The organism is Variovorax paradoxus (genome assembly GCF_009498455.1).
GTDB lineage: Bacteria > Pseudomonadota > Gammaproteobacteria > Burkholderiales > Burkholderiaceae_C > Variovorax > Variovorax paradoxus_H.
The window spans coordinates 1,767,450-1,789,233 of record NZ_CP045644.1; the positions used below are offsets into that span (position 1 = coordinate 1,767,450).

At 68.5% G+C, this 21,784-nt stretch carries 19 protein-coding genes; 10 read left to right on the plus strand and 9 right to left on the minus strand.

The window, feature by feature from the left end; all coding sequences use genetic code 11:
* Positions 1–113 precede the first annotated feature (113 nt).
* The 5 genes from GFK26_RS08000 (at position 114) to GFK26_RS08020 (ending at position 9,784) form a co-directional block, all read left to right on the plus strand.
* On the plus strand, positions 114–3,725 hold the full coding sequence (locus GFK26_RS08000) for an indolepyruvate ferredoxin oxidoreductase family protein (RefSeq protein WP_153281532.1): 3,612 nt from the start codon (positions 114–116) through the stop codon (positions 3,723–3,725).
* Positions 3,726–3,983: 258 nt separating this feature from the next.
* Positions 3,984–4,319, plus strand: a complete 336-nt coding sequence (gene yajC, locus GFK26_RS08005; RefSeq protein ID WP_099793994.1) for a preprotein translocase subunit YajC — start codon at positions 3,984–3,986, stop codon at positions 4,317–4,319.
* A gap of 89 nt (positions 4,320–4,408) precedes the next feature.
* A complete protein-coding gene (gene secD, locus GFK26_RS08010; protein WP_153281533.1) occupies positions 4,409–6,301 on the plus strand; it encodes a protein translocase subunit SecD in 1,893 nt (630 codons plus the stop codon).
* An 18-nt stretch (positions 6,302–6,319) separates the two neighbouring features.
* Complete coding sequence (gene secF / locus GFK26_RS08015; protein ID WP_153281534.1) at positions 6,320–7,279, plus strand: protein translocase subunit SecF; 960 nt, start codon at positions 6,320–6,322, stop codon at positions 7,277–7,279.
* A 111-nt stretch (positions 7,280–7,390) separates the two neighbouring features.
* Positions 7,391–9,784 (plus strand): DUF1631 family protein, encoded by a 2,394-nt coding sequence (locus GFK26_RS08020; protein WP_153281535.1) that lies wholly within the window; start codon positions 7,391–7,393, stop codon positions 9,782–9,784.
* A gap of 125 nt (positions 9,785–9,909) precedes the next feature.
* On the opposite strand, the gene GFK26_RS08025 is transcribed toward GFK26_RS08020, so the two are convergent.
* The 3 genes from GFK26_RS08025 to GFK26_RS08035 form a co-directional block, all read right to left on the minus strand.
* The gene (locus GFK26_RS08025) at positions 9,910–10,446 is read right to left on the minus strand and encodes a DUF494 family protein (RefSeq protein ID WP_153281536.1); all 537 of its coding nucleotides are present in this window, start codon (positions 10,444–10,446) and stop codon (positions 9,910–9,912) included.
* A 151-nt stretch (positions 10,447–10,597) separates the two neighbouring features.
* Entirely contained in the window at positions 10,598–11,740 is a 1,143-nt protein-coding gene (gene dprA, locus GFK26_RS08030) for a DNA-processing protein DprA (protein ID WP_153281537.1), read from the minus strand.
* 33 nt (positions 11,741–11,773) lie between these two features.
* Entirely contained in the window at positions 11,774–12,997 is a 1,224-nt protein-coding gene (locus tag GFK26_RS08035; protein ID WP_153281538.1) for a LysM peptidoglycan-binding domain-containing protein, read from the minus strand.
* A gap of 160 nt (positions 12,998–13,157) precedes the next feature.
* Here GFK26_RS08035 and def point away from each other — a divergent pair, with 160 nt between their 5' ends.
* The 5 genes from def to GFK26_RS08060 are packed head-to-tail and all read left to right on the plus strand — an operon-like array spanning position 13,158 to position 16,198.
* Complete coding sequence (gene def / locus GFK26_RS08040; RefSeq protein WP_153281539.1) at positions 13,158–13,679, plus strand: peptide deformylase; 522 nt, start codon at positions 13,158–13,160, stop codon at positions 13,677–13,679.
* A complete protein-coding gene (locus GFK26_RS08045; protein ID WP_153281540.1) occupies positions 13,676–14,170 on the plus strand; it encodes a hypothetical protein in 495 nt (164 codons plus the stop codon). Before def ends, GFK26_RS08045 begins: the two co-directional genes overlap by 4 nt.
* Positions 14,167–15,123 (plus strand): methionyl-tRNA formyltransferase, encoded by a 957-nt coding sequence (gene fmt / locus GFK26_RS08050; RefSeq protein ID WP_153281541.1) that lies wholly within the window; start codon positions 14,167–14,169, stop codon positions 15,121–15,123. The genes GFK26_RS08045 and fmt overlap by 4 nt, the downstream gene beginning before the upstream one ends.
* Positions 15,123–15,863: an AzlC family ABC transporter permease gene (locus GFK26_RS08055; protein WP_101490875.1), complete on the plus strand. Its 741-nt coding sequence runs from the start codon at positions 15,123–15,125 to the stop codon at positions 15,861–15,863. The genes fmt and GFK26_RS08055 overlap by 1 nt, the downstream gene beginning before the upstream one ends.
* A gap of 56 nt (positions 15,864–15,919) precedes the next feature.
* Positions 15,920–16,198, plus strand: coding sequence for an AzlD domain-containing protein (locus tag GFK26_RS08060; protein WP_416222564.1), 279 nt, complete (start codon positions 15,920–15,922; stop codon positions 16,196–16,198).
* Between the two features lie 10 nt (positions 16,199–16,208).
* On the opposite strand, the gene GFK26_RS08065 is transcribed toward GFK26_RS08060, so the two are convergent.
* Genes GFK26_RS08065 through GFK26_RS08090 form a run of 6 tightly spaced genes read right to left on the minus strand, consistent with a single transcriptional unit; the run spans position 16,209 to position 21,735 of the window.
* Positions 16,209–17,183 carry a Bug family tripartite tricarboxylate transporter substrate binding protein gene (locus GFK26_RS08065; protein ID WP_153281543.1) on the minus strand — a complete coding sequence of 325 codons (975 nt, stop codon included), beginning with the start codon at positions 17,181–17,183 and terminating at the stop codon, positions 16,209–16,211.
* Positions 17,184–17,222: 39 nt separating this feature from the next.
* On the minus strand, positions 17,223–18,188 hold the full coding sequence (locus tag GFK26_RS08070) for an MBL fold metallo-hydrolase (protein ID WP_153281544.1): 966 nt from the start codon (positions 18,186–18,188) through the stop codon (positions 17,223–17,225).
* Complete coding sequence (locus GFK26_RS08075; RefSeq protein WP_153281545.1) at positions 18,185–18,403, minus strand: DUF2783 domain-containing protein; 219 nt, start codon at positions 18,401–18,403, stop codon at positions 18,185–18,187. The genes GFK26_RS08070 and GFK26_RS08075 overlap by 4 nt, the downstream gene beginning before the upstream one ends.
* Positions 18,400–20,055 (minus strand): FAD-dependent oxidoreductase, encoded by a 1,656-nt coding sequence (locus GFK26_RS08080; RefSeq protein WP_153281546.1) that lies wholly within the window; start codon positions 20,053–20,055, stop codon positions 18,400–18,402. Before GFK26_RS08080 ends, GFK26_RS08075 begins: the two co-directional genes overlap by 4 nt.
* Positions 20,056–20,066: 11 nt before the next feature.
* The gene (locus GFK26_RS08085) at positions 20,067–21,188 is read right to left on the minus strand and encodes an alpha/beta hydrolase family protein (protein ID WP_153281547.1); all 1,122 of its coding nucleotides are present in this window, start codon (positions 21,186–21,188) and stop codon (positions 20,067–20,069) included.
* The gene (locus tag GFK26_RS08090) at positions 21,181–21,735 is read right to left on the minus strand and encodes a VOC family protein (protein WP_153281548.1); all 555 of its coding nucleotides are present in this window, start codon (positions 21,733–21,735) and stop codon (positions 21,181–21,183) included. The genes GFK26_RS08085 and GFK26_RS08090 overlap by 8 nt, the downstream gene beginning before the upstream one ends.
* Positions 21,736–21,784 lie beyond the last annotated feature (49 nt).

Genomic DNA, 21,784 nt, shown 5'->3' on the forward strand with positions numbered 1-21,784 from the left:
TGTCGCGGACCCCGGCATACACTTTGCGTGATCATGGGCTCGCGCCCTACCGGGCACAGACCCACACCCATCAGCCAGGCCCACAAAGCCCTGCCACTACGGAGACAGAAGACATGAACGCCCCGCTGCCCGAGCACATTCGCCGCGCGCTAGAAACCGTCACGCTCGACGACAAATACTCCCTCGATTACGGCCGCGCCTTCATGAGCGGGGTCCAGGCCCTGGTCAAGCTGCCGATGCTGCAGCGCCTGCGCGACAAGCAGGTCGGCAAGAACACCGCCGGCTTCATCAGCGGCTACCGCGGCTCGCCGCTCGGCGGCTACGACCAGGCGCTGTGGAAGGCCAGCAAGTTCCTCAAGGAACAGAACATCGTCTTCCAGCCCGGCGTGAACGAAGAGCTCGCGGCCACGGCGCTGTGGGGCACGCAGCAGCTGGGCTTCTCGCCCCAAGGCACCAACAAGTTCGACGGCGTCTTCGGCATCTGGTACGGCAAGGGCCCGGGCGTGGACCGCTGCTCCGACGTCTTCAAGCACGCCAACATGGCGGGCACCACCGCCTGGGGCGGCGTGATCGCGGTGGCCGGCGACGACCACATCTCCAAGAGCTCCACGGCCGCGCACCAGAGCGACCACATCTTCAAGGCCTGCGGCACGCCGGTGTTCTTCCCGGCCAACGTGCAGGAAATCCTCGACCTCGGCATTCATGCCTTTGCGCTGAGCCGCTTCTCGGGCGTGTGGTCGGGCATGAAGACGATCCAGGAGATCGTCGAGTCGAGCGCCACGGCCATGATCGACCCCGAGCGCGTCGACATCGTCATTCCCACCGACTTCGAAATGCCGCCCGGCGGCCTGCACATCCGCTGGCCCGACCATGCGCTGGAGCAGGAAGCCCGGCTCATGCACTACAAGTGGTACGCCGCGCTGGCCTACATCCGCGCCAACCGCCTGAACCACAACGTGATCGAAGGCCCCAACGACCGCTTCGGCATCATGGCCAGCGGCAAGGCCTTCAACGACACGCGCCAGGCGCTCATCGACCTGGGCCTGGACGACGCGGCCTGCCGCCAGCTGGGCATCCGCTTGCACAAGGTGGGCGTGGTGTGGCCGCTCGAGGCGCAGCTCACGCGCGACTTCGCCACCGGCCTGCAAGAGATCCTGGTGGTCGAGGAGAAGCGCCAGGTCATCGAATACCAGCTCAAGGAAGAGCTCTACAACTGGCGCTCCGACGTGCGCCCCAACGTGGTCGGCAAGTTCGACGAAGGCGCCAGCTCCACGGCCGACGGCTACTCCGGCGGCGAATGGTCGATGCCCAACCCGACCTCGCACACGCTGCTGCGCGCCAACGCCGACCTGAACCCGGCGCTCATCGCCAAGGCCATCGCCGCGCGCCTGAAGAAGACCGGCCTGCTGGCCGCCGCCGGCGCCGACATGGCCGCGCGCATCGATGCGCAACTGGCCATCCTCGAGGCCAAGGAACGCGCGATGGTGGTGCAGCAGGCGTCCACCAGCGTGGCCGACGCCACGCGCCAGCCCTGGTTCTGCTCGGGCTGCCCGCACAACACCAGCACCGTCGTGCCCGAAGGTTCGCGCGCGATGGGCGGCATCGGCTGCCACTTCATGGCGACCTGGATGGACCGCTCCACCATCGGCTTCACGCAGATGGGCGGCGAGGGTGTGCCATGGGTGGGGCAGCAGCCCTTCACGACCGACCAGCACATCTTTGCCAACCTGGGCGACGGCACGTACTTCCACAGCGGCCTGCTCGCCATTCGCCAGAGCATCGCGGCGGGCGTGAACATCACCTACAAGATCCTCTACAACGACGCGGTTGCCATGACCGGCGGCCAGCAGGTCGGCGAGCGCCCCGAGGGCCACTCGGTGCTGCAGATTGCAGAAAGCCTGCACGCCGAAGGCGCCAAGAAGGTCGTGATCGTCACCGACGAGCCCGAGAAGTACGAGGGCGTGACCATTCCGGGCGACCACGTGCAGGTGAAGCACCGTGACCTGCTCGACGACATCCAGCGCGAGTTCCGCGCCATGGCCGGCACCACGGCCATCATCTACGACCAGACCTGCGCCACCGAGAAGCGCCGCCGCCGCAAGCGGGGCACGGCCGTCGATCCGGCCAAGCGCGTGGTCATCAACGAGCTGGTCTGCGAAGGCTGCGGCGACTGCAGCGTGCAGAGCAACTGCCTGAGCGTGGAACCGCTGGAAACCGAATTCGGCCGCAAGCGCACCATCAACCAGAGCAGCTGCAACAAGGACATGAGCTGCCTGAAGGGCTTCTGCCCGAGCTTCGTGACCGTCGAGGGCGGCCAGCTCAAGAAGAAGGGCAAGAACAAGGCGGCCACGCCGGCCGAGTTCGGCCTGCTGACCGAGCCCGTCATTCCGTCGCTCGTGGGCGGCAAGGTCTGGGGCGTGGTGGTGGCCGGCGTCGGTGGTACCGGCGTGATCACCATCGGCCAGCTGCTGGGCATGGCCGCGCACATCGAGGCCAAGGGCATCGTCACGCAGGACGCGGCGGGCCTGGCGCAAAAGGGCGGCGCCACCTGGAGCCACGTGCTCATCGGCGACACGCAGGACGACATCCGCACCACCCGCGTGGGCACCGCGGCGGCCGACCTGATCCTGGCCTGCGACCCGCTCGTCACGATCAATGCCGAGACCATGGCGCGCATGCGCGAAGGGCGCACGCACGTGGCGCTCAACAGCCACAGCGCACCCACCGCCGCCTTCGTGCGCAACGCCAACTGGCAGAACCCCGAAGACGCCTGCGCCGCTGAAATTGCGCGCGCCGTGGGCATCGACGGCCTGGGCGCCTTCGACGCCGATGCCGCCGCCACCGCGCTGATGGGCGACACCATCTACGTCAACCCGATGATCCTGGGCTACGCCTGGCAAAAGGGCTGGGTGCCGCTGGCGCACGAGTCGCTGATGCGCGCCATCGAGCTGAACGCCGTGGCCATCGAGAACAACAAGACCGCCTTCGAATGGGGCCGCCAGGCCGCCGTGCGCCCGGACGAGCTGCAAAAGCGCGTGCGCCCGGGCCAGGTCATCGAGTTCAAGAAGCGCGAGACGGTCGAGGCCCTGGTGGCGCGCCGCGCCGAGTTCCTGACCGGCTACCAGAACGCCGCCTACGCCGAGGAATACAAGGCCTTCGTCGGCCGCGTGCAGCAGGCCGAAGCGGCCGTCGGCAAGAGCACGGCGCTGAGCGAAACGGTGGCGCGCTACCTGTTCAAGCTCATGGCCTACAAGGACGAGTACGAAGTCGCCCGCCTGCACACCGACCGCACCTTCCTGGACCGCGTCGAGGGCATGTTCGAAGGCGACTACAAGCTCAACTACCACCTGGCACCGCCGCTCATCGCCAAGAAGAACGCCAAGGGCCAGCTGCAAAAGCAGAAGTTCGGCCCCTGGATGCTCACGGGCTTCCGCGTCCTCGCCAAGCTCAAGGGCCTGCGCGGCACGGCGCTCGACGTCTTCGGCCGCACCGAAGAGCGCAAGACCGAGCGCGCCCTCATCGGCGAGTACCGCGCCAGCATCGACGAAGTGCTCAAGGGCCTGCGCGCCGACAACCACGCGCTGGCGCTGGAGATCGCGGCGCTGCCCGAGCAGATCCGCGGCTACGGCCACGTGAAGGAGCGCAACCTGGCGGCGGCCCGCACCCGCTGGAACGAGCTGCTGGGCAAGTGGCGCAACCCGCAGGCGCAGCGCGCAGCGGCCTGATCCACCGGCCCCGTTTCCCCGTGAAAAGAGCGCCCTTGTGGCGCTCTTTGCTATTTAAACAATAGCGAAAAGCCCTCCCCGCCGCGCCGGATAAGGGCGCGAAACGGCCATCTGCGACGAATACAATGCCCGACTGCGCGCGGCCTCCCCCGCCGAGCCTTTGACTTGCGGCCCGCATCCTTCGTGGGCGCGGAACCGCGGGCCCGGCCTGCGCATCTGAAGTCTTTTTCTTCTCTCTTCCCTCTGCTGGAGACTCTCTTGTTCATTTCCTCTGCTTTCGCACAAACCGCGCCCGCAGCCGCCGGTGGTGGCGACATGTTGTCTTCGCTGGGCAGCATGCTGCCGCTGGTGCTGATGTTCGTGGTGCTGTATTTCGTCATGATCCGCCCGCAAATGAAGCGCCAGAAAGAAGCCCGCGCCATGATCGAAGCCCTGGCCAAGGGTGACGAAGTCGCCACGGCCGGCGGCGTGCTCGGCAAGATCACCTCGATCAGCGACCAGTACCTCGGCCTCGAGATCGCCAACGGCATCGAGATCAAGATCCAGCGCAGCGCGGTGGTCCAGGTGCTGCCCAAGGGCGCCGTCAAGCAATAAAAGCGTGAGCTGAACCTTGCGCTTCGCGGCGCAGGGCCCCAAGTCACGCCGTGTTCCCTTTCTGAAACGCTTGTGAAAAGCGCCTTCTCATGAACCGTTACCCGGTCTGGAAGTACGCGATCATCGTGATCGTGCTACTCGTGGGGCTCATTTACGCCCTGCCCAATTTCTTCGGCGAAGCACCCGCGGTGCAGGTGTCCGCGGCCAAGACGACCGTCAAGGTCGATGCCGCCACCCAGACCCGGGTCGAGGAGGCGCTGAAGGCGGCCGGCCTGACGCCCGACCTGGTGACGCTCGACGCCGGCTCGCTGCGCGCCCGCTTCACCACCACCGACGACCAGCTCAAGGCGCGCGACGTCGTGCAGCGCGCGCTGGTGCCCGACGCCAGCGACCCGCCCTACACGGTGGCGCTGAACCTGCTGTCGCGTTCGCCGAAGTGGCTCACGTCGCTGCATGCGTACCCGATGTACCTGGGTCTGGACCTGCGCGGCGGGGTCGATTTCCTGCTGCAGGTCGACATGAAGGGCGCCATCGACAAGAAGGCCGAATCGTTCGCGAGCGACCTGCGCACCACCTTCCGCGACAAGAACATCCGCGGCACCCAGGTCAGCCGCAACGGCCAGACCGTCGAGGTGACGTTCCGCGACGCGGCCTCGCTCGAGACCGCCAAGCGCCTGATCGTGGACCAGTTCCCCGACCTCAGCACCACCGACGCGCAAGACGGCACCAACTGGCGCCTGACCGCCACCATCAAGCCCGAGGCGGCCCGCCGCCTGCAGGACGCCGCGCTCAAGCAGAACATCACGACCCTGCACAACCGGATCAACGAACTCGGCGTGGCCGAGCCGGTGATCCAGCAGCAGGGCCTGGACCGCATCGTCGTGCAGCTCCCGGGCGTGCAGGACACGGCCAAGGCCAAGGAAATCCTGGGCCGCACCGCCACGCTCGAAATGCGCATGGTGGACGAAAGCGCCGAAGGCCGCGCGGCCGAACTGAGCGGCGCGCCCGTGCCTTTCGGCTCCGAGAAATTCCTCGACCGCAGCGGCCGTCCGGTGATCGTGAAGAAGCAGGTGCTCGTCACCGGCGAGAACCTCACCGACGCCCAGCCCGGCTTCGACCAGCAGAGCAATCAGCCCAAGGTCGACCTGACCATGGACGCCAAGGGCGGTCGCATCATGCGCGACGTCAGCCGCGAGAACTACAAGAAGCGCATGGCCATGCTGATCTTCGAGAAGGGCAAGGGCGAAGTGCTCACGGCCCCGTCGATCAACGGCGAACTGGGCAACCGCTTCCAGGTTTCGGGTTCGATGACGGTGGCCGAAGCCAGCGACCTCGCCCTGCTGCTGCGCGCCGGCTCGCTGGCTGCGCCCATGGAGATCATCCAGGAGCGCACCATCGGCCCGACGCTCGGTGCCGACAACATCGAAAAAGGCTTCAAGAGCGTGATGTACGGCTTCCTGGCCATCATGGTCTTCATGTGCCTGTACTACGCACTGTTCGGCCTGTTCTCGTCGATCGCGCTGGCCGTCAACCTGATGCTGCTGGTCGCCATCCTGTCGATGCTGCAGGCCACGCTCACGCTGCCCGGCATCGCGGCCATGGCGCTCGCCATCGGCGTGGCCATCGACTCCAACGTGCTCATCAACGAGCGCGTGCGCGAAGAGTTGCGCAACGGCGCCTCGCCGCAGGCCGCCATCCACGCGGGCTACGACCGCGCCTGGGGCACGATTCTCGACTCCAACGTGACCACGCTGATCGCGGGCATTGCGCTGCTGGCCTTCGGCTCGGGCCCGGTGCGCGGCTTCGCCGTGGTGCACTGCATCGGCATCGTCACCTCGATGTTCTCCGCCGTGTTCTTCTCGCGCGGCCTCGTGAACTTCTGGTACGGCAACAAGAAGAAGCTCAAGACCGTGTCGATCGGCACCGTCTGGCGGCCTAAAACCGGTAGCGCCGACGGCACCGCCGTGGTCGAAACCAAGTAACGGCCGAGGACCATCGCCATGGAATTCTTCCGCATCCACAAGACCATCCCGTTCATGCGCCATGCCCTGGTGCTGAACATCATCTCCTTCGCAACCTTTGCGCTGGCGCTGTTCTTCCTGTTCCACCGCGGACTGCACCTGTCGGTGGAGTTCACCGGCGGCACGGTGATGGAAGTGGCCTACGAGCAATCGGCCGACATCGGCAAGGTGCGCGAGGCCGTCACCAAGCTCGGCTATCCCGAAGTGCAGGTGCAGAACTACGGCACCTCGCGCGACGTGCAGATCCGCCTGCCCACGCAGAAGGGCATGAGCTCCGACCAGCAGAGCGCGCAGGTCATGCAGGCGCTGAAGTCGGTCGATCCGTCGGCCACGCAGCGCGGCATCGAGGTCGTCGGGCCGCAGGTCGGCGAGGAGCTGACCACCAACGGCATCAAGGCGCTGGCCATGGTGGTGGTGGGCATCATGATCTACCTGGCGTTCCGCTTCGAATGGAAGTTCGCGCTGTCCACCGTGCTGGCCAACCTGCACGACGTGGTGATCATCCTGGGCTTCTTCGCGTTCTTCCAGTGGGAGTTCTCGCTGGCGGTGCTGGCGGCGGTGCTGGCGGTGCTGGGCTACTCGGTGAACGAGTCGGTCGTGATTTTCGACCGCGTGCGCGAGAACTTCCGCCGTTACCGCAAGATGACGACCACCGAAGTCATCGACAACGCGATCACCTCGACCATCAGCCGCACGATCATCACGCACGGCTCCACGCAGCTCGTGGTGCTGTCGATGTTCTTCTTCGGCGGCCCCACGCTGCACTACTTCGCGCTGGCACTGACGATCGGCATCTGCTTCGGCATCTACTCGTCGTGCTTCGTGGCGGCCGCGATCGCGATGTGGCTCGGCGTGAAGCGTGAAGACTTGATCAAGGGCCCCGTCAAGCGCGACGGCGATCCCGGCGGCGACGACCCGAACGCCGGCGCGGTGGTCTGAGGGATACTGCGGCGCGGCTGCGCGTCAACCGCACTTGTGCGGTGACGCATCCCGATGCAAGCTCGGGGTTGTCATGCACGAACCGTATCCTCCGGCCTTTCTGATTCTTCAATGAGCACTGCGCGGTCCGCCTCTTCCCTGCAGCTCGCACGCGAGGCGCGTGAGCGTTTCGTGGCGGCCACGGAAGGTGCGATCGCTCCGCTGGCCCAGGCCATCCGCGACCGGCTGACCGCGGTGGCCTCCGATGTCGGCAGCGCGCGCACCATGCAGGAAAGCCGCGACGACCTCGTGGCGTTCCAGGGCCACGCCTCGCAGTGGGTGTCGCTGGCGCAGGCCGGCTGGCGCAAGGCGCTGGGCACGGGCCCGACGGGCACCACTTCTTCGGCCCCTGCGGCGCTGCGGCTGGAACTCATCGGCGACGAGGTGGTCGAGAGTCACATCCTCGCTTCGCGCCTCGCACAGACCATTCACGACAAGGCCAGCTTCGAACTCAGCGACCTGCGCCTGCGCATCCAGCATCTCGAAGGCACGCACGAGCTCGACGCCCGCGACGTGCTGAAACCCGAGACGCTGGCCCAGCTGCTGGTGGATCAGTGGCTGGCCGCCGGCCTGAGCCGCGAGGCCTGGGGCCGCGTGCAGGGCACCGTGCAGCAGGCCCTGGCCGATGTGGTCGTGAAGGCCTACGAAAGCGCCAACGCCTTCCTGATCGCGCAGGGCGTGATGCAGGAGATCGATCTCAAGAGCTTCGTGCGGCGCACGGGCGATTCGGGCGGCGGTTCGTCGTCCATGGGCATGCCGACGTCGTCGAGCATGCCGATGGGCCAGGGCGTGCCGGGCGGTGCGCCGGTGTCGCACGTCCGGCAGCCATCGTCACAGCCCTCGCAACCGCAGCGACCGGGCTTCGGCTTCCAGGCATCGGTGCCGTCGTCGGGGCCGGCCTCCAGCTCGATGATGGCCAGCTCGCCGCTCGCCTTCGCACGGCAGCGCGCGCAGACCGCGCTGCTGAGCCTCAAGCGTTTTGTCGCCGCGCGCATCGGTGGCGAGGCCGGCGCCTCGCAACCGGGCGGGGTGACCGGCACCGGCGGCGGCGTGGCTGCGCCCCGCGTGTTTTCGCGCACCTTTGCCGGCGCCATCGCCGATGCCGAGGTCGCCTACCGCATGGCGGCCACGCAGTACATGGACGGCGGTGGCGAGCAGGCCACGCTGATCCAGCAGACCGCGGTCGACCTGCGTCGCCGCACCGCCGAACTCAAGAAGCGCGCCCCCACCACGGCCGACAAGGCCACGGTCGAGATCGTGGCGCTGATGTTCCAGGCCATCCTCGCGGAAGAGCGCATTCCGTTCTCCGCCCGCGTGTGGTTCGCACGGCTGCAGATGCCCGTGCTGCGCGTGGCCATCGCCGAGCCCGAGTTCTTCGGCACCTTGCAGCACCCCGCGCGCATGCTGATCGACCGCATGGGCTCCTGCGTGATGGGCTTCGACGCCGCCGCCATCACCGGCAGCGCGCTCGAGAACGAGATCAAGCGCGTGGTGCAGGTGATCGAGCAGTACCCCGAAACCGGCCAGCGCGTGTTCAAGCTGGTGTTCGACGAGTTCGTCGCTTTTCTGGGCCGCTACCTCACGCAGAGCGACGCCACGCAGCGCGTCATGAGCGTGGCGCAGCAGGTCGAGCAGAAGGAGACGATGGCGATCCAGTACACCATCGAGTTGCGCAAGATGCTCAACGACATGCCGGTGCGCGACGAGATCCGCGAGTTCCTGTTCAAGGTCTGGGCCGAAGTGCTGGCCATTGCGGCGCTGCGCTACGGCGCGCAGGGCGAGCACACCGTGATGCTCAAGCGCGTGGCCTCCGAGCTGGTCTGGGCCGCGAGCGCCAAGCCCAACCGCGCCGACCGCGCCCGCGTCATTCAAGACCTGCCGCAGCTGCTGCAGCGCCTGCGCCAGGGCATGGACCTGCTGGGCATCGTCGGCGAGCCGCAGGAAGGCCACATCAAGATCATCGGCGCCACGCTGACCGACGCCTTCATGTCGAAGACCGAGGCCATTCCCCAGGCCAAGATCGAGGCCATGGCCGAGCGGCTGGCGCACCTGGAAGACTTCGTGACCGACGACGGCAGCGCCTCCAGCCTGCCGCTCGACGCGCAGAGCATCGAGCTGCTGCTCGGCGTGGACGCCAGCGCCATCGAGGTCATTTCCGACACCGCCGGCGTCAAGGTCGCGGACGAGATGCTCGCGTGGACCCACGAGCTGCAGGTAGGCAACTGGTTCATGCTGGACCACAACGACCGCGTGACCCAGGTCCAGTTCGTCTGGCGCAGCGACCGCAAGCAGCTGCACCTGTTCGCCTCGGCCGACGGCCGCAGCTTCCTCATCCAGGCCGGACGGCTGGCGATGTACCTGCAGGCCGGCCTGCTGGTGCCGGCCGAGGAAGAAACGCTCACCGCACGCGCCACGCGCGAGGCGCTGGCGAAGCTCGATGCGAACCCCGAGCGACTCTTGAATTAGTCAGCCGCCTCGGCTGTTCTTGTCTGTTTGTGGAACACCGAGGAACCGGCTTTGCCGGGCCTCAGGTGTTGCCCCCGGTAGGGGGTTGGCGAAGCGACACGAAGTGCGCGAAGCCTGGGGGCGAGCTAATGTGCAGTGCGGCCTTCGCGGCTCTCGCAGAGTTCGTCGAGCACCAGCGCATCGGGCTCGATGCCGGTGCTCCAGTGCACCATCAGCACGATGATCTTGAGTTCGTCCAGCGCCACCGGGTCGCCCGGCGCGGCCATTGCGCGCTCGACGACGATCTCGCGCAAGCCGCAGGGCAGCACGTTCGACAGTTCGAGAAAACGGATGAAGCCGAGGCATTCGGCGCCGAGGTGTTCCTGTTCCGACGGCGAGTACACGCGCATCGACTGGCTCGACTGGGGCAGCGCCGCATCGGGTGCGCCGCCCAGCGTGACACGGGCCGCGGTGATGGCGTTGTCGCCGTCGCCTTCGCTGGGCTGATGTTCGAACTGCAGGCCTTGCGTGGCAAGGCTCAGGCCGTCGAGCCACTGCAGGGCGTCGCGAATTTCTTCCGCCTCGAAACCGTGCGCACTGAGCTTGCGGCCCAGCTGTTCGGGTTCGGGGCAGGCATCGCCGCGCCAGTAGTTTTCATACACAAACACGAGCACTTCGAACATGGGCTCAATATAGCCCAGGAAACCGTGGCTCGCCCCCAGTCTTCGCGCACTTCGTGTCGCTACGCCAACCCCCTACCGGGGGCAACACCAGCGGCCCGGCAAAGCCGGTTCCGCGGTGTTCCACGAAAAATCGGGCCCGGGGCCCCGGGCGTCAGCCGACGGCGGCTCTTTGGAACAGGCCGCCGGGCAAACGCGCGACATGCCCATCGAGTTCAAGCTCGAGCATCTTCGCCTGCAGCATGGCCGCGCTCCAGCCGGTGCGCGCGCTCAGCGCATCGAGGCTCACAGGGTCGAAACCGAGGGCGTCGAGCAGCGGATGCTCCGGGGCCGACGAGGGCGTGTCGCTGGCAACCGTGCGAGCGGGTGGCGTCAGCGGCGGCAGCTCTTCGAGGATGTCGTTCACCGACTCGACCAGCTTCGCACCTTGGCGGATCAGCGCGTGGCAGCCGCGCGATTGCGGCGAGTGGATCGAGCCCGGGATCGCGAACACTTCCTTGCCCTGTTCCGACGTGAGGCGCGCCGTGATCAGCGAGCCCGACGCCAGTGCGGCCTCGACCACGAGCGTGCCGCGCGCCAGGCCCGCGATGAGGCGGTTGCGCTTGGGAAAGTTCTGCGTGAGCGGCGGCGTGCCCAGCGGCAGCTCGCTCACGATGAGCCCTTGCAGCGTGATGCGGTGCGCGAGGTCGCGGTGCCGCGCGGGGTAGACGCGGTCCAGGCCGGTGCCGACCACGGCCACGGTGGCGAGCACCGGTGCGTCGCCGGCCGCGTCGAGTGCGCCCAGGTGCGCCGCGCCGTCGATGCCGAGCGCGAGCCCCGAGACGACGGGCAGGCCCGCCTCGCCCAGCGCCCGCGCGAAGGCGCGCGCGTGGCTCGCGCCCTGCGGTGTCGGGTTGCGGCTGCCGACCACGGCGAGGCTGCGGCCGAGCTGCGTGAGGTCGAAGGCGGGGGCGCCGAGCACGTAGAGCATCAGCGGCGGGTCGACCATCTCGAGCAGCGAACCCGGGTAGCCGGCATCGCCGAGCGTCACGACGCGGCGCGTGACGGCGCCGCCGGTGGGGTCGTCCGCGGGGTGCAGCCATTGCCAGGTCTGGTCGACCTGCGCCTGCAGGCCGGAGGGCAGCTGCTTCAGCGCGGCGGCCTGGGCGTTGCTGACGACTTCGCCCAGCGTCGCTTCGGGCTGCGCGAAGATCGCCTCAGGCAGCCCGAAGGCCGCGAGCAGACGGCGTGCGGCGCCGTCGCCGACGCCTGGTGTCAGTGATAGTCGCAGCCAGCCTGCGAGTTCTGCGCGTTCCAAACGAGTGTGCGAGAAAAAAGCCTCAGGCGCGTGTCAGGGATTGACGAGGAAGTCGCCGGCGCGGGGAGTGTCGTTGATTTCGAGCACCAGTGCGTACGAGACTTTCTCGAAGGTGCGGAACACCATCAGCAGGCCGATGCGTTCGTTGGGCAGCTTGATCGTTTCCTTGCGGGCGCCGGTGCGGTCGAGGATGGTCTCGCCGTTCTTCAGGATGGCCAGCACGTGGCCGTTGTCGACGCCGTCGCGCGTGCCCTTGTTGATGGCCACGACCTGGTTCTGCGCGGCGTACTGCACGGCGTTGCCGTAGACCGAGATGATGCGGCCGTCGACCTGCGTCGATGGTGCGCGCGGTGCGTAGCTCAGCAGCTGGCGCGGCGGCTCGGGCAGCAGGCGGTCGCCGGCGCGCATTTCTTCGCGCGACGCAATGATGTCGATGCTGGCCGGCACGACCGTGATGACGTCCTTGTCGCCGGTCGTCTCGACGGTGGTGGATTCGCCGCGCTGCAGCTGCGCCTTGCCCAGGTACTGCGCCTCGTAGCCGAGGATTTCGCCGGTGCCGGGGTCTTTCAGCGGCGTGGCGCTGCGGAAGATGCGGTAGTGCTGCACCGGGCCGGGCTTTTCGACCAGCGGCGATTCGGCGTTGCCGCGCGCATAGGCACGGTCGCCGCGCGACAGCAGCACGCGGCTGTCGTTGCCGGCCACGATGCGCGGCGCGGCGTCGAGCGTGTTGGCATCGACCACGATGGGTTCGCTGAGGAAGGGCTCGATGAGGCTCGGGTTGAGCGTGGGCAGGGCCATGCCCGCGAGCGAGTCGAAGCGGGTGCGCGGCGACAGCTTGATGGTGCCGCCGTCGCCGCCGGCCGCGCCGCGGCGCGTGGTCAGGCGGGCGCGGCCGCCGCTCTTGTCCAGGTACAGCACCTGGCCCGGGTAGATGCGGTGCGGGTCCTGGATCTCGTTGATGTTCATGCCCCAGAGTTCCGGCCAGCGCCAGGGGCGCAGCAGGTACAGGCGCGAGATGGCCCAGAGCGTGTCACCGGGCTTGACGGTGTATTCGTCGGGCGCCTTCGGCGACAGTTCGCTCAGCGGCACGCCGGCCTGGGCGGTCTGCTGGGCGGTGGCGCGTTGCTGGGGCGTGACCGGGTAGGTCGTCTGCGCCCAGGCCGCCGTGGTGCCGCAGCTGCCGGCCACTGCCAGGGCGGCCGTCCAGAAGGCAAAGAAGGTCGGGCGCTGGTGTTCGGTGGGGCTGGGCTGTGTCATGTCTGGATGGGTGAGCGCACGAAGTATCGTGGCGCATACGAATCTCACAATTTGCTACGAATTCTGCGCCCGAAGCCCTTGCAAGGGCAACGTTTTCGCGTCAATGCGCCGCGACGCGTCGCGGAATTGGCGAAAATAGCCACAACTTCCCCCCGATTTCATGGCCAAACGAATCATTCTGAGTTACCCCGACAAGCGCCTGCACACGGTGGCCAAGCCGGTGCAGGGCGTGGACGCGCGCATCAAGACGCTGGTGGCCGACATGCTGGAAACGATGTACGACGCGAGCGGCATCGGCCTGGCCGCGACCCAGATCGACGTGCACGAGCGCGTGGTCGTGATCGACGTGTCCGAAGAGCGCAACGAGCCGATCGTGCTCATCAACCCCGAAATCACCTGGGCCAGCGACGAGAAGGTGCTCAACGAAGAGGGCTGCCTCTCGGTGCCCGGCATCTACGACGGCGTGATGCGCTCCACCTCGGTGAAGGTCCAGGCGCTCGACGCCGACGGCAACAGTCACACCATTGAGGCCGATGGCCTGCTGGCCGTGTGCATCCAGCACGAGCTCGACCACCTCCTGGGCAAGGTCTTCGTCGAATACCTGTCGCCGCTGAAGCGCAACCGCATCAAGAGCAAGCTTCTCAAGCAGCAGCGCGAGGACATGAAAGACGCACGGGCATGAGCCCGCGGGCTGCGAGCGCGTTGGCCGCCGCCGGACTGTTGTTCCTGGCGGGTTGCGTCAGCGAACCCACGCGCATCCAGCCCGGCACCTCCGCCGCCGACACCCTGCAGCGCCTGGGCGCGCCCACGGGCCGCTACCCGCTCAACGGCGGTGGCGAGCGGCTGCAGTACTCGCGCATGCCGGCGGGCTTCGAGGTGGTCGACATCGACCTCGACGCGTCCGGCAAGGTCGTCTCGGTGACCCAGGTGCTGACCGAGGCGCGCTTCGGCCACGACATCCAGGTCGACCGCTGGCGCCAGAACGACGTGCTGGCCTTCTACGGCAAGCCCTACGAAATCAGCCGCGTCAGCTCGTTCGACGGCACCGTCTGGACCTGGCGCTACAAGGCCATCAACGAGCGCCGCATGCTCTATATCTACATCGACCCCACCGGCGTGGTGCGCCGGTACCACACGGGGGATGACCTCGAATTCGAACGGATCCGGGATTGAGCGCGTTGAAAGTCGTTTTTGCGGGCACGCCCGAGTTCGCGCGCGTCGCCCTGGAGGCCATTGCCGCTGCCGGCCATGACATCGTCGGCGTGATGAGCCAGCCCGACCGGCCCGCCGGCCGCGGCATGAAGCTGCAGGCCTCGCCCGTCAAGCAGTGCGCCGTTGCCCACAGCTGGCCCGTGGCGCAGCCGCGCAGCCTGCGGCTCGATGGCAAGTACCCCGACGAGGCCACCGCCGCGCGCGACACGCTGCTGGCGTGGCAGCCCGACGTGATGGTGGTCGCGGCCTACGGGCTGATCCTGCCGCAGTGGGTGCTCGACCTCCCGCTGCACGGCTGCCTCAACATCCACGCCAGCCTGCTGCCGCGCTGGCGCGGCGCGGCGCCGATCCACCGCGCCATCGAGGCCGGCGACACCCAAACCGGCATCACCATCATGCAGATGGACGCGGGCCTGGACACCGGCGACATGCTGCTGCGCGAAGCGGTCGACATCGCCCCCGACGACAACACCGCCCGCCTGCACGACCGGCTGGCCGCGCTCGGCGGCCGCATGGTGGCCGAGGCGCTGGCGCAGATCGGCCAGCTGGTTCGCACACCGCAGCCCACCGAAGGCATCACCTACGCCCACAAGGTCGAGAAGCACGAAGCGCTGATCGACTGGACGCAGCCGGCCGGCGCCATCGTGCGCCGCGTCCTGGCCTTCGATCCGTTCCCCGGCGCCAACAGCCCGCTCGGCGGCGAGACCGTCAAGCTCTGGGCCGCGCACGTGGCGGCCGGCGCTACAGGTGCCGCGCCCGGCACCGTCGTCTCGGCCGACGCAACGGGCGTCGCCGTGGCGGCGTCGGATGCAACGGTGGTGCTCACCGAACTGCAACGCCCGGGCGGCAAGCGCCTGCCTGCGGCCGATTTCCTGCGCGGCTTCGACCTGAAGACCGGCCAGGTCTTCGGCTGATGTTTCTCTCGCCCACGCTGCGCCGCCAGCCCGAGTTCCGCGCCGGCATGCGCGACATGGCCTCGGCCGCGCTCGGCATCGGCGCCTGGGGCCTGATGACCGGCGTGGCCATGGTCAAGTCGGACATGAGCGTGCTCGAGGCCGTGGCGATGACCCTGTTCGTCTACGCCGGCAGCTCGCAGCTCGCCGCCATCCCGCTGCTGGCCGCGGGCGCGCCGGCCTGGGTGATCCTGGCGACGGGCTTCTGCGTCAACCTGCGCTTCGTGGTGTTCAGCCTGCATCTGCGGCCCTACCTCATGCACATGCCGCGCTGGCGCCGCCTGCTGCACGGCTACCTGACGGCCGACCTGAGCTACGCGCTCTTCACGAAGCAGTACACGGCCCCGCCGACCACGCCCGCCGAGCAGCTGTCGCAAGAGGCCTACCTCACCGGCAACTACTTCGTGACCTGGTGCGCGTGGATGGGCATGAGCCTGCTCGGCATCGCGCTGGCCAACTTCATTCCGCAGACCTGGGGCCTGGGCTTTGCCGGCGTGCTGAGCCTGGTGGCCATCGTCTGCTCGATGGCGACGACGCGGCTGCGCGTGCTGGCCGCGCTCATCGCGGGCGCCACGGCGGTCGCGGCCTATGCGCTGCCGCTCAAGCTCAACATCGTGGTCGCGATCGGCGTGGCCGTGTTGCTGTGCTTCTGGCTCGAAAAGCAGTTCGGGCTCGACCCCGACGCGGAGGACGACAAGTGAGCGGCGGCACCGACTGGTGGTCCATTGCCGTGATCGCCGGCCTCGCGGCCGTCACCATGCTCACGCGCTGCTTCTTCTTCATCCTCGACCGGCCCTGGGGCCTGCCCGAGTGGGCGCACCGCGCGCTGCACTACGCACCGGCTGCCGCGCTGGCCGGCGTGATTGCGCCCGAGATCGTCATGACGCAGGGCCACCTGATCACCACGCTGCACGACGCCCGTCTCTATGCGGCGGTCGTCGGCGGCGCCTATTACTTCTGGCGGCGCGGCGTGCTCGGCACGATGCTGGCCGGCATGGCGGTCTACCTGCCCCTGCACCTCGGCCTGGGCTGGTGACCGGGTTCGATCAGTCGAGTTTCACGCCCGCGGTCTTGATGATGTTCCCCCAGCGCTCGCTCTCCGCGCGCGAGAGCTTGTAGAAGTCCTGCGGCGTGCCGGGCAGCGCCTCGAAGCCGAACTCCGAGAACAGCTTCACCACCTTCGGTGCCTTCATCGCCTTGTGCAGCTCGGTGTTGATGCGCGCCACGGCCTCGGGCGGCATGCCGGCCGGGCCGATCAGGCCGTGGAAGGCGTAGGCGTTGACGTCGCTGAAGCCGGCTTCGACGAAGGTCGGCACCTCGGGCAGGGCGCTGGCGCGCTGCGGCAGCGCAATGGCCAGCACGCGCACCTTGCCCGACTTGATGATCGGCAGGCCCGAGGCCAGGTCGAGCATCATCGTCGGCACCTGGCCGCCCATCACGTCGGTCATGGCGGGCGCGGCGCCCTTGTACGGCACGTGCGTGATCGTGAGGCCGGCCTTCTGCTTGAACAGTTCCATCGCCATGTGGTGCGGCGAGCCGTTGCCGGGCGAGGCGTAGCTCACCTTCTCGGGGTTGGCCTTCACGTAGCGCACGAACTCCGCCACGTTCTTCGCGGGAAAGTCGGGGTGCACGACCAGCGCCACCGGAAAGCGTCCGATGGTGCCGATGTAGGTGAAGTCGGTCGCCGGCTTGTAGGGCAGCTTGGCGAACATGTGCTCGTTGAACAGCAGCGCCGCATTCTCGGCCTGCATGATCGTGTAGCCGTCGGGCTTGGCCTGCATCATCACGGACACGCCGATGTTGGTCGACGCGCCGGGGCGGTTGTCGATGATCAGCGGCTGTCCGAGCGACGGCTGCATGGCCTCGGCCAGCGAACGCGCGAGGTTGTCGGTGCCGCCGCCGGCCACGTAGGGCACGATCCATTTCACGGGCTGGCTGGGGTAGGCCGCCGGCTGCGCGGATGCGAAAGGGCTGGCGGCCAGCGCGAGGGTTGCGGCCAGAAGGTGAAGGAAGCGTTTCATCGTCTTTGTCTCCGTTGCTTGTTTTGAAATCGGTTCAGGTCATTCGCCGCGCAGCACCTGCCAGAGCTCGCGGTCGCGCTCGGCGGTCCACACGACCGGGTGCTCGATGCCGCGCAGTTCGTCGTACGCGCGCGAGACGTCGAACGGCAGCACGTGCTGGAACACCGGCCAGCCGCCGAAGCGCGGCGTCATGGCCGCCTCGGCGCGCGCGAAGCAGCCCCTGAGCGTGTCGCCCGCGGCGATGCCCGCGCGCACGCTGTCGAGCAGCGTCGAGAGAAAGTCCTTCGTGAGCCCGATCGCCTCGGTGCAGGCCGCTTCGCCCTGCAGCACCGCGCCGCGCCCGGGCACCAGCACGCGCGGTTGCAGCGCGCGCACCGCGTCGAGCGTGCCGGCCCAGTCGCCGATGTAGGCGTCGCCCGCGTAGACGCCGCAGTGGTTCTCGACCACGTCGCCCGAGAACAGCACGCCGCAGTCGGGCAGCCAGGCGACGGTGTCGCCGCCCGAGTGGCCGCGGCCCAGCGCCATGAGCCGCAGTTCGCGGCCGCCGCCGAGCGGCAGCGTCATCTCGCGTTCGAAGACCGTGGTCGGGAAGGTCAGGCCCGGAATCTCTTCCACGCCCGCGAACAGGCGCGGGAAGCGGCCCACCTCCGATTCGAAGTCGGCCTGGCCGCGCGTGCGGATCCAGTCGAGCGTGCCGTTGCTGGCGATGATCTCCTGCACCTCGTCGAAGGCGCTCGCGCCCATCACGCGCACCGCGTGGTAGTGCGTGAGCACGATGGTGCGGATCGGCTTGTCGGTGACGCTGCGGATCGCCGCCAGAAAATCGCGCGCCATGCGCGGCGTGGGGCGGGTGTCGATCAGCACCACCTGCTCGTCGCCGACGACGAAGCCGCAGTTGGGATCGAAGTCGCTGATGTAGCCGTAAGCGCCCGGGGCGAGTTCCTGCAGCCGGGGTTTCTGCTCCCGGGTGTCGGAGGCGGAAGCGAAAGAGACGGTGGCGGTCATGGCGGTGTTGTCGTGGTCGTGGGGATGTCTTCGTCGGCCTCGGCTGCCGCGTCGATGCACGCGAGCAGCACGGCCTGGTCGGCGCACTGGTTGGCCAGCAGCAGCACGAGGCGGGCGTTGAGGTCGGCGCTCTGCGCCTCGGTGCGGCCTTCGTGCGCGGCCAGCAGCGCGGCGTAGAAACCGTCGGGGTCGGGGATGCGGGGCTCGGTGATCATGGGGACGAAGCGGTGAGTGCGAGCGCCGTGCGGACGGCGGCGGCGATCGTGTCGGGGGTGGCCTGCGCAAGGAGTGCAGCGCGGTAGGCATCGGGGCGCACGAGCACGAAGCCGCCCGCGCTGGGGTCGATGCCGAGGTGGCGCGCCAGCGTCTCGTCGGCCTGCAAGGTCGGCAGGCCGCTCTCACCGCCCACGGCCAGCAGGCGCAGCGGCAATCCGGCCGTGGCGTCGCACGCCGCCTGCGCCTGCGCGCGCGTCGGTGCGAACCACAGGCCCAGGCACTGCGTGCCCTCGGCGAGCAGCTGCATCAGCGTGGCCTCGCGCCCGTCGGCCCAATGCAGCGGCAGGTTCTGTACCGTGCGCGCGCCCTCGGGCAGCAGCGGCGCGGCGGGGTAGTCGTTGGCGACCGACATGCGGCCCGTGTTGACCAGCGCACGCGCGAAGGTGTGGCGCTTGGCCAGCGCCACCACGGCGCGGCGCAGCGTGTGCTCGGCCGGCGAGCGCGGCGCGAGAAAGCGCGCGGAGCGGCTCGTGACCGTCAGGTTCTCCTGCGCGGCCGGGCGGCGCTCGGCGTCGTAGCTGTCGAGCAGTGCATCGCCCGCCTGCCCTTGCACGACCAGCGCGAGCTTCCAGCCGAGGTTGGCCGCATCCTGGATGCCGGTGTTGCCGCCGCGTGCGCCGAAGGGGCTCACCACGTGCGCGGCGTCGCCGATGAAGCACACGCGGCCGTGGCGGAAGCGCTCCAGCAGGTGGTCGCGGTAGCCGTAGGGGCCGATCCACACGAACTCGAACGCCACGTCGGGCCCGAGCTGTTCGCGCAATCGCGCGCCGGCCACTTCGGGGCGGCTGATCTCCGCCGGGTCGCAGTCTTCGGGCATCTGGTAGTCGATGCGCCACACGCCGTCGGCCATCAGGTGCTGCCACACGCCGCGGCCTTCGTTGAAGGGCGCGTCGACCCAGGTCCAGCGCTCGGTGGGCAACGGCTTTTCAAAGCGCACGTCGGAGATGCACCAGCGGTCGGTGCTGCGCGAGGCATGCGACTCGACGCCGAGCTGCGTGCGGATCGGGCTGTTCGCGCCCGTGGCGTCGATCAGGTGGTCGGCCTCGATCGTGTAGCTGCCGGCGGGCGTCTCGATGTCGATGCGCACGCCGTCGGCCAGCGGCTCGACGTGCGTCACGCGGCTCTTCCAGCGCAGGTCGGTCACGCCGAGTTCGAGGATGCGATCGACCAGGAACCACTCGATGTAGAACTGCTGCAGGTTCACGAAGGGCGGCTGCTTCGAGACGCTCGTCGCCTGCAGGTTGAAGTTGTAGACCTCTTCATCGCCCGAGAAGGTGCGACCGAACGACCAGGTGATGCCCTTGGCCGCGATGCGCTCGTAGATGCCCAGGCGCTCGAAGATCTCCAGGCTCTTCTGCGCGTAGCAGATGCCGCGCGACGAGGCGCCGCGCACGCCCACGGTGTCGTCCTCGTCGAGCAGCACGGCGCGCACGCCGCGTTGCGCGAGGTCGCAGGCCAGGGTGAGGCCCGAGGGGCCGGCGCCGACGATCACGACCGGGTGGCGCACGATCTGCGTGCTGCCGAGTTCGGGCGGCGGCGTGAAGGGCCAGGCCGGCAGTTCGTAGGCCGGCGCGAATGCAAAGCTTTCCATGGTGTCGGGGCTCACAGCGCGTGGGCGAATTCGGCGATGGCGTCCGCCGCTTGCGGGATCAGCTCGGGCTGGCCCGCTAGGTAGTGGTTGCCGCCGACGATGTCGACGTTGCGAATGCGCGCGCCGCCTGCGGCCATCCAGGCATCGCGCGTGCTCGGGAAGGTCGACTGGTCGCCGGTGTAGGTCAGCAGCAGCTTCGGCACCGTCGTGCGCGCGAGGTTGGTGGGCCCGTCGGCCTGCGAGCGCGACGACCACTGCGAGAGGAAGGCGGTGAGCGAGGTGGTGCGGCCCATCGCGTTGGCCGAATAGTTCACCTGCCGCGCATCGCCCCACACGCTGCCGGGCAGGCGCGCATTCGCATCGAGCGAGAGGTCGACGCAGCGCGGATCGGCGTGCGTGCGATAGACGACGAAGGTCTGGTCGCGCGGCGCGCCCGGTGTGTTGCGCAGCAGCGCGAGGCGGTCGAGGCACCCCTGCTCGATGCGGTCCAGCCGCGCCTTCTGCGCCGCGCTGAAGCGCGCGAGAAAGTCGGCCTCGTAGGGCACGCGGTGGCGTGGGTCGTACATGTCGAGGTCGGGGTCGACCGACAGCGGGTCGTGCTCGTCGGTGACCGAGGGGTCGATCCAGTCGCGCATGAGCCGCGTGCGGCCCAGGTGCGCGGCGCACAGCGCGAGGCCGTCGACTGGTGGCAGGTCGCTCTGGTGCAAGTGGGTCGGGTCGCCGTCGGGCAGGTGCGTGGCAGTGAGTTGTTCCGCCTGCGCCTGGTAGAAGGCCGCGAGTGCCGCGCCGCCCGAGTTGCCGACCAGGAACACCTTCTCGTAGCCGGCCGCGCGCAGGTACTGCACGCCGGCGCCCAGGTCCTGGATCGCGCGCTCCATCAGCAGCACCGTGTCGTTGCCGACGAAGCGCGAGTTCAGGCCCATGCAGCAGATGCCGCGCTCGGCCAGCGGGCCGATCAGGTAGTGGCCCATGAAGTTGCTGGTCGGGTGCATCACGATGGCCGCGATCTTTTTCGGCCCCGGCGGCGCGCGGAAGGCGCCGTAGATGCGCGGGCGCAGCAGCTGCAGGCCCGACTGGCTGTCCATGGCCGCGCCGGGCTTCACGTCGATGACGGCGAGTTGCAGCTCAGACATGCGAGGCGCCTTTCGTTGCACGCAGAGCGGCCTTGCGCGCGGTCCACGCGTCGAGGTCAGCGTGGGCATGGCGCGCGTGCGCGTCCATCTCGGCCTGCGGCACGGTCGGCGTGGTGAGTTCCACGCGGATGCCGTTGGGGTCGAAGAAGTAGATCGACTCGATGATGTGGTGGTCGGTCACGCCCAGCACCTCGATGCCGGCGCCTTCGAGCCGCGCCTTGGCGGCGAGCAGGTCGTCGCCCGAGTCGACGCGCAGCGCGATGTGGTTCACCCACGACGGCGTGTTGGGCGAGGGTAGCGCGGCGGTGTCGTCGCCCAGGTCGAAGAAGGCGATGTACGCGCCATCGCGCATCTGGAAAAAGATGTGCACGTAGGGGCAGTACTCGCCCGTGCTCGGCACGTGGTCGTTCTTGATGACGTGGGCCAGCGGCAGGCCCAGCAGGTCTTCGTAGAAGTGGCGGGTTTCCTCGCTGTCGCGGCAGCGCCAGGCGAAATGGTGCAGCCCGCGAATCGGGGGCGCGGACGTGGGGGCGGTCGTCGTCGGCATGCGTGTCTCCGTTGAGGCCGCGATTGGGCAATGCCGCGTCTTATGATGC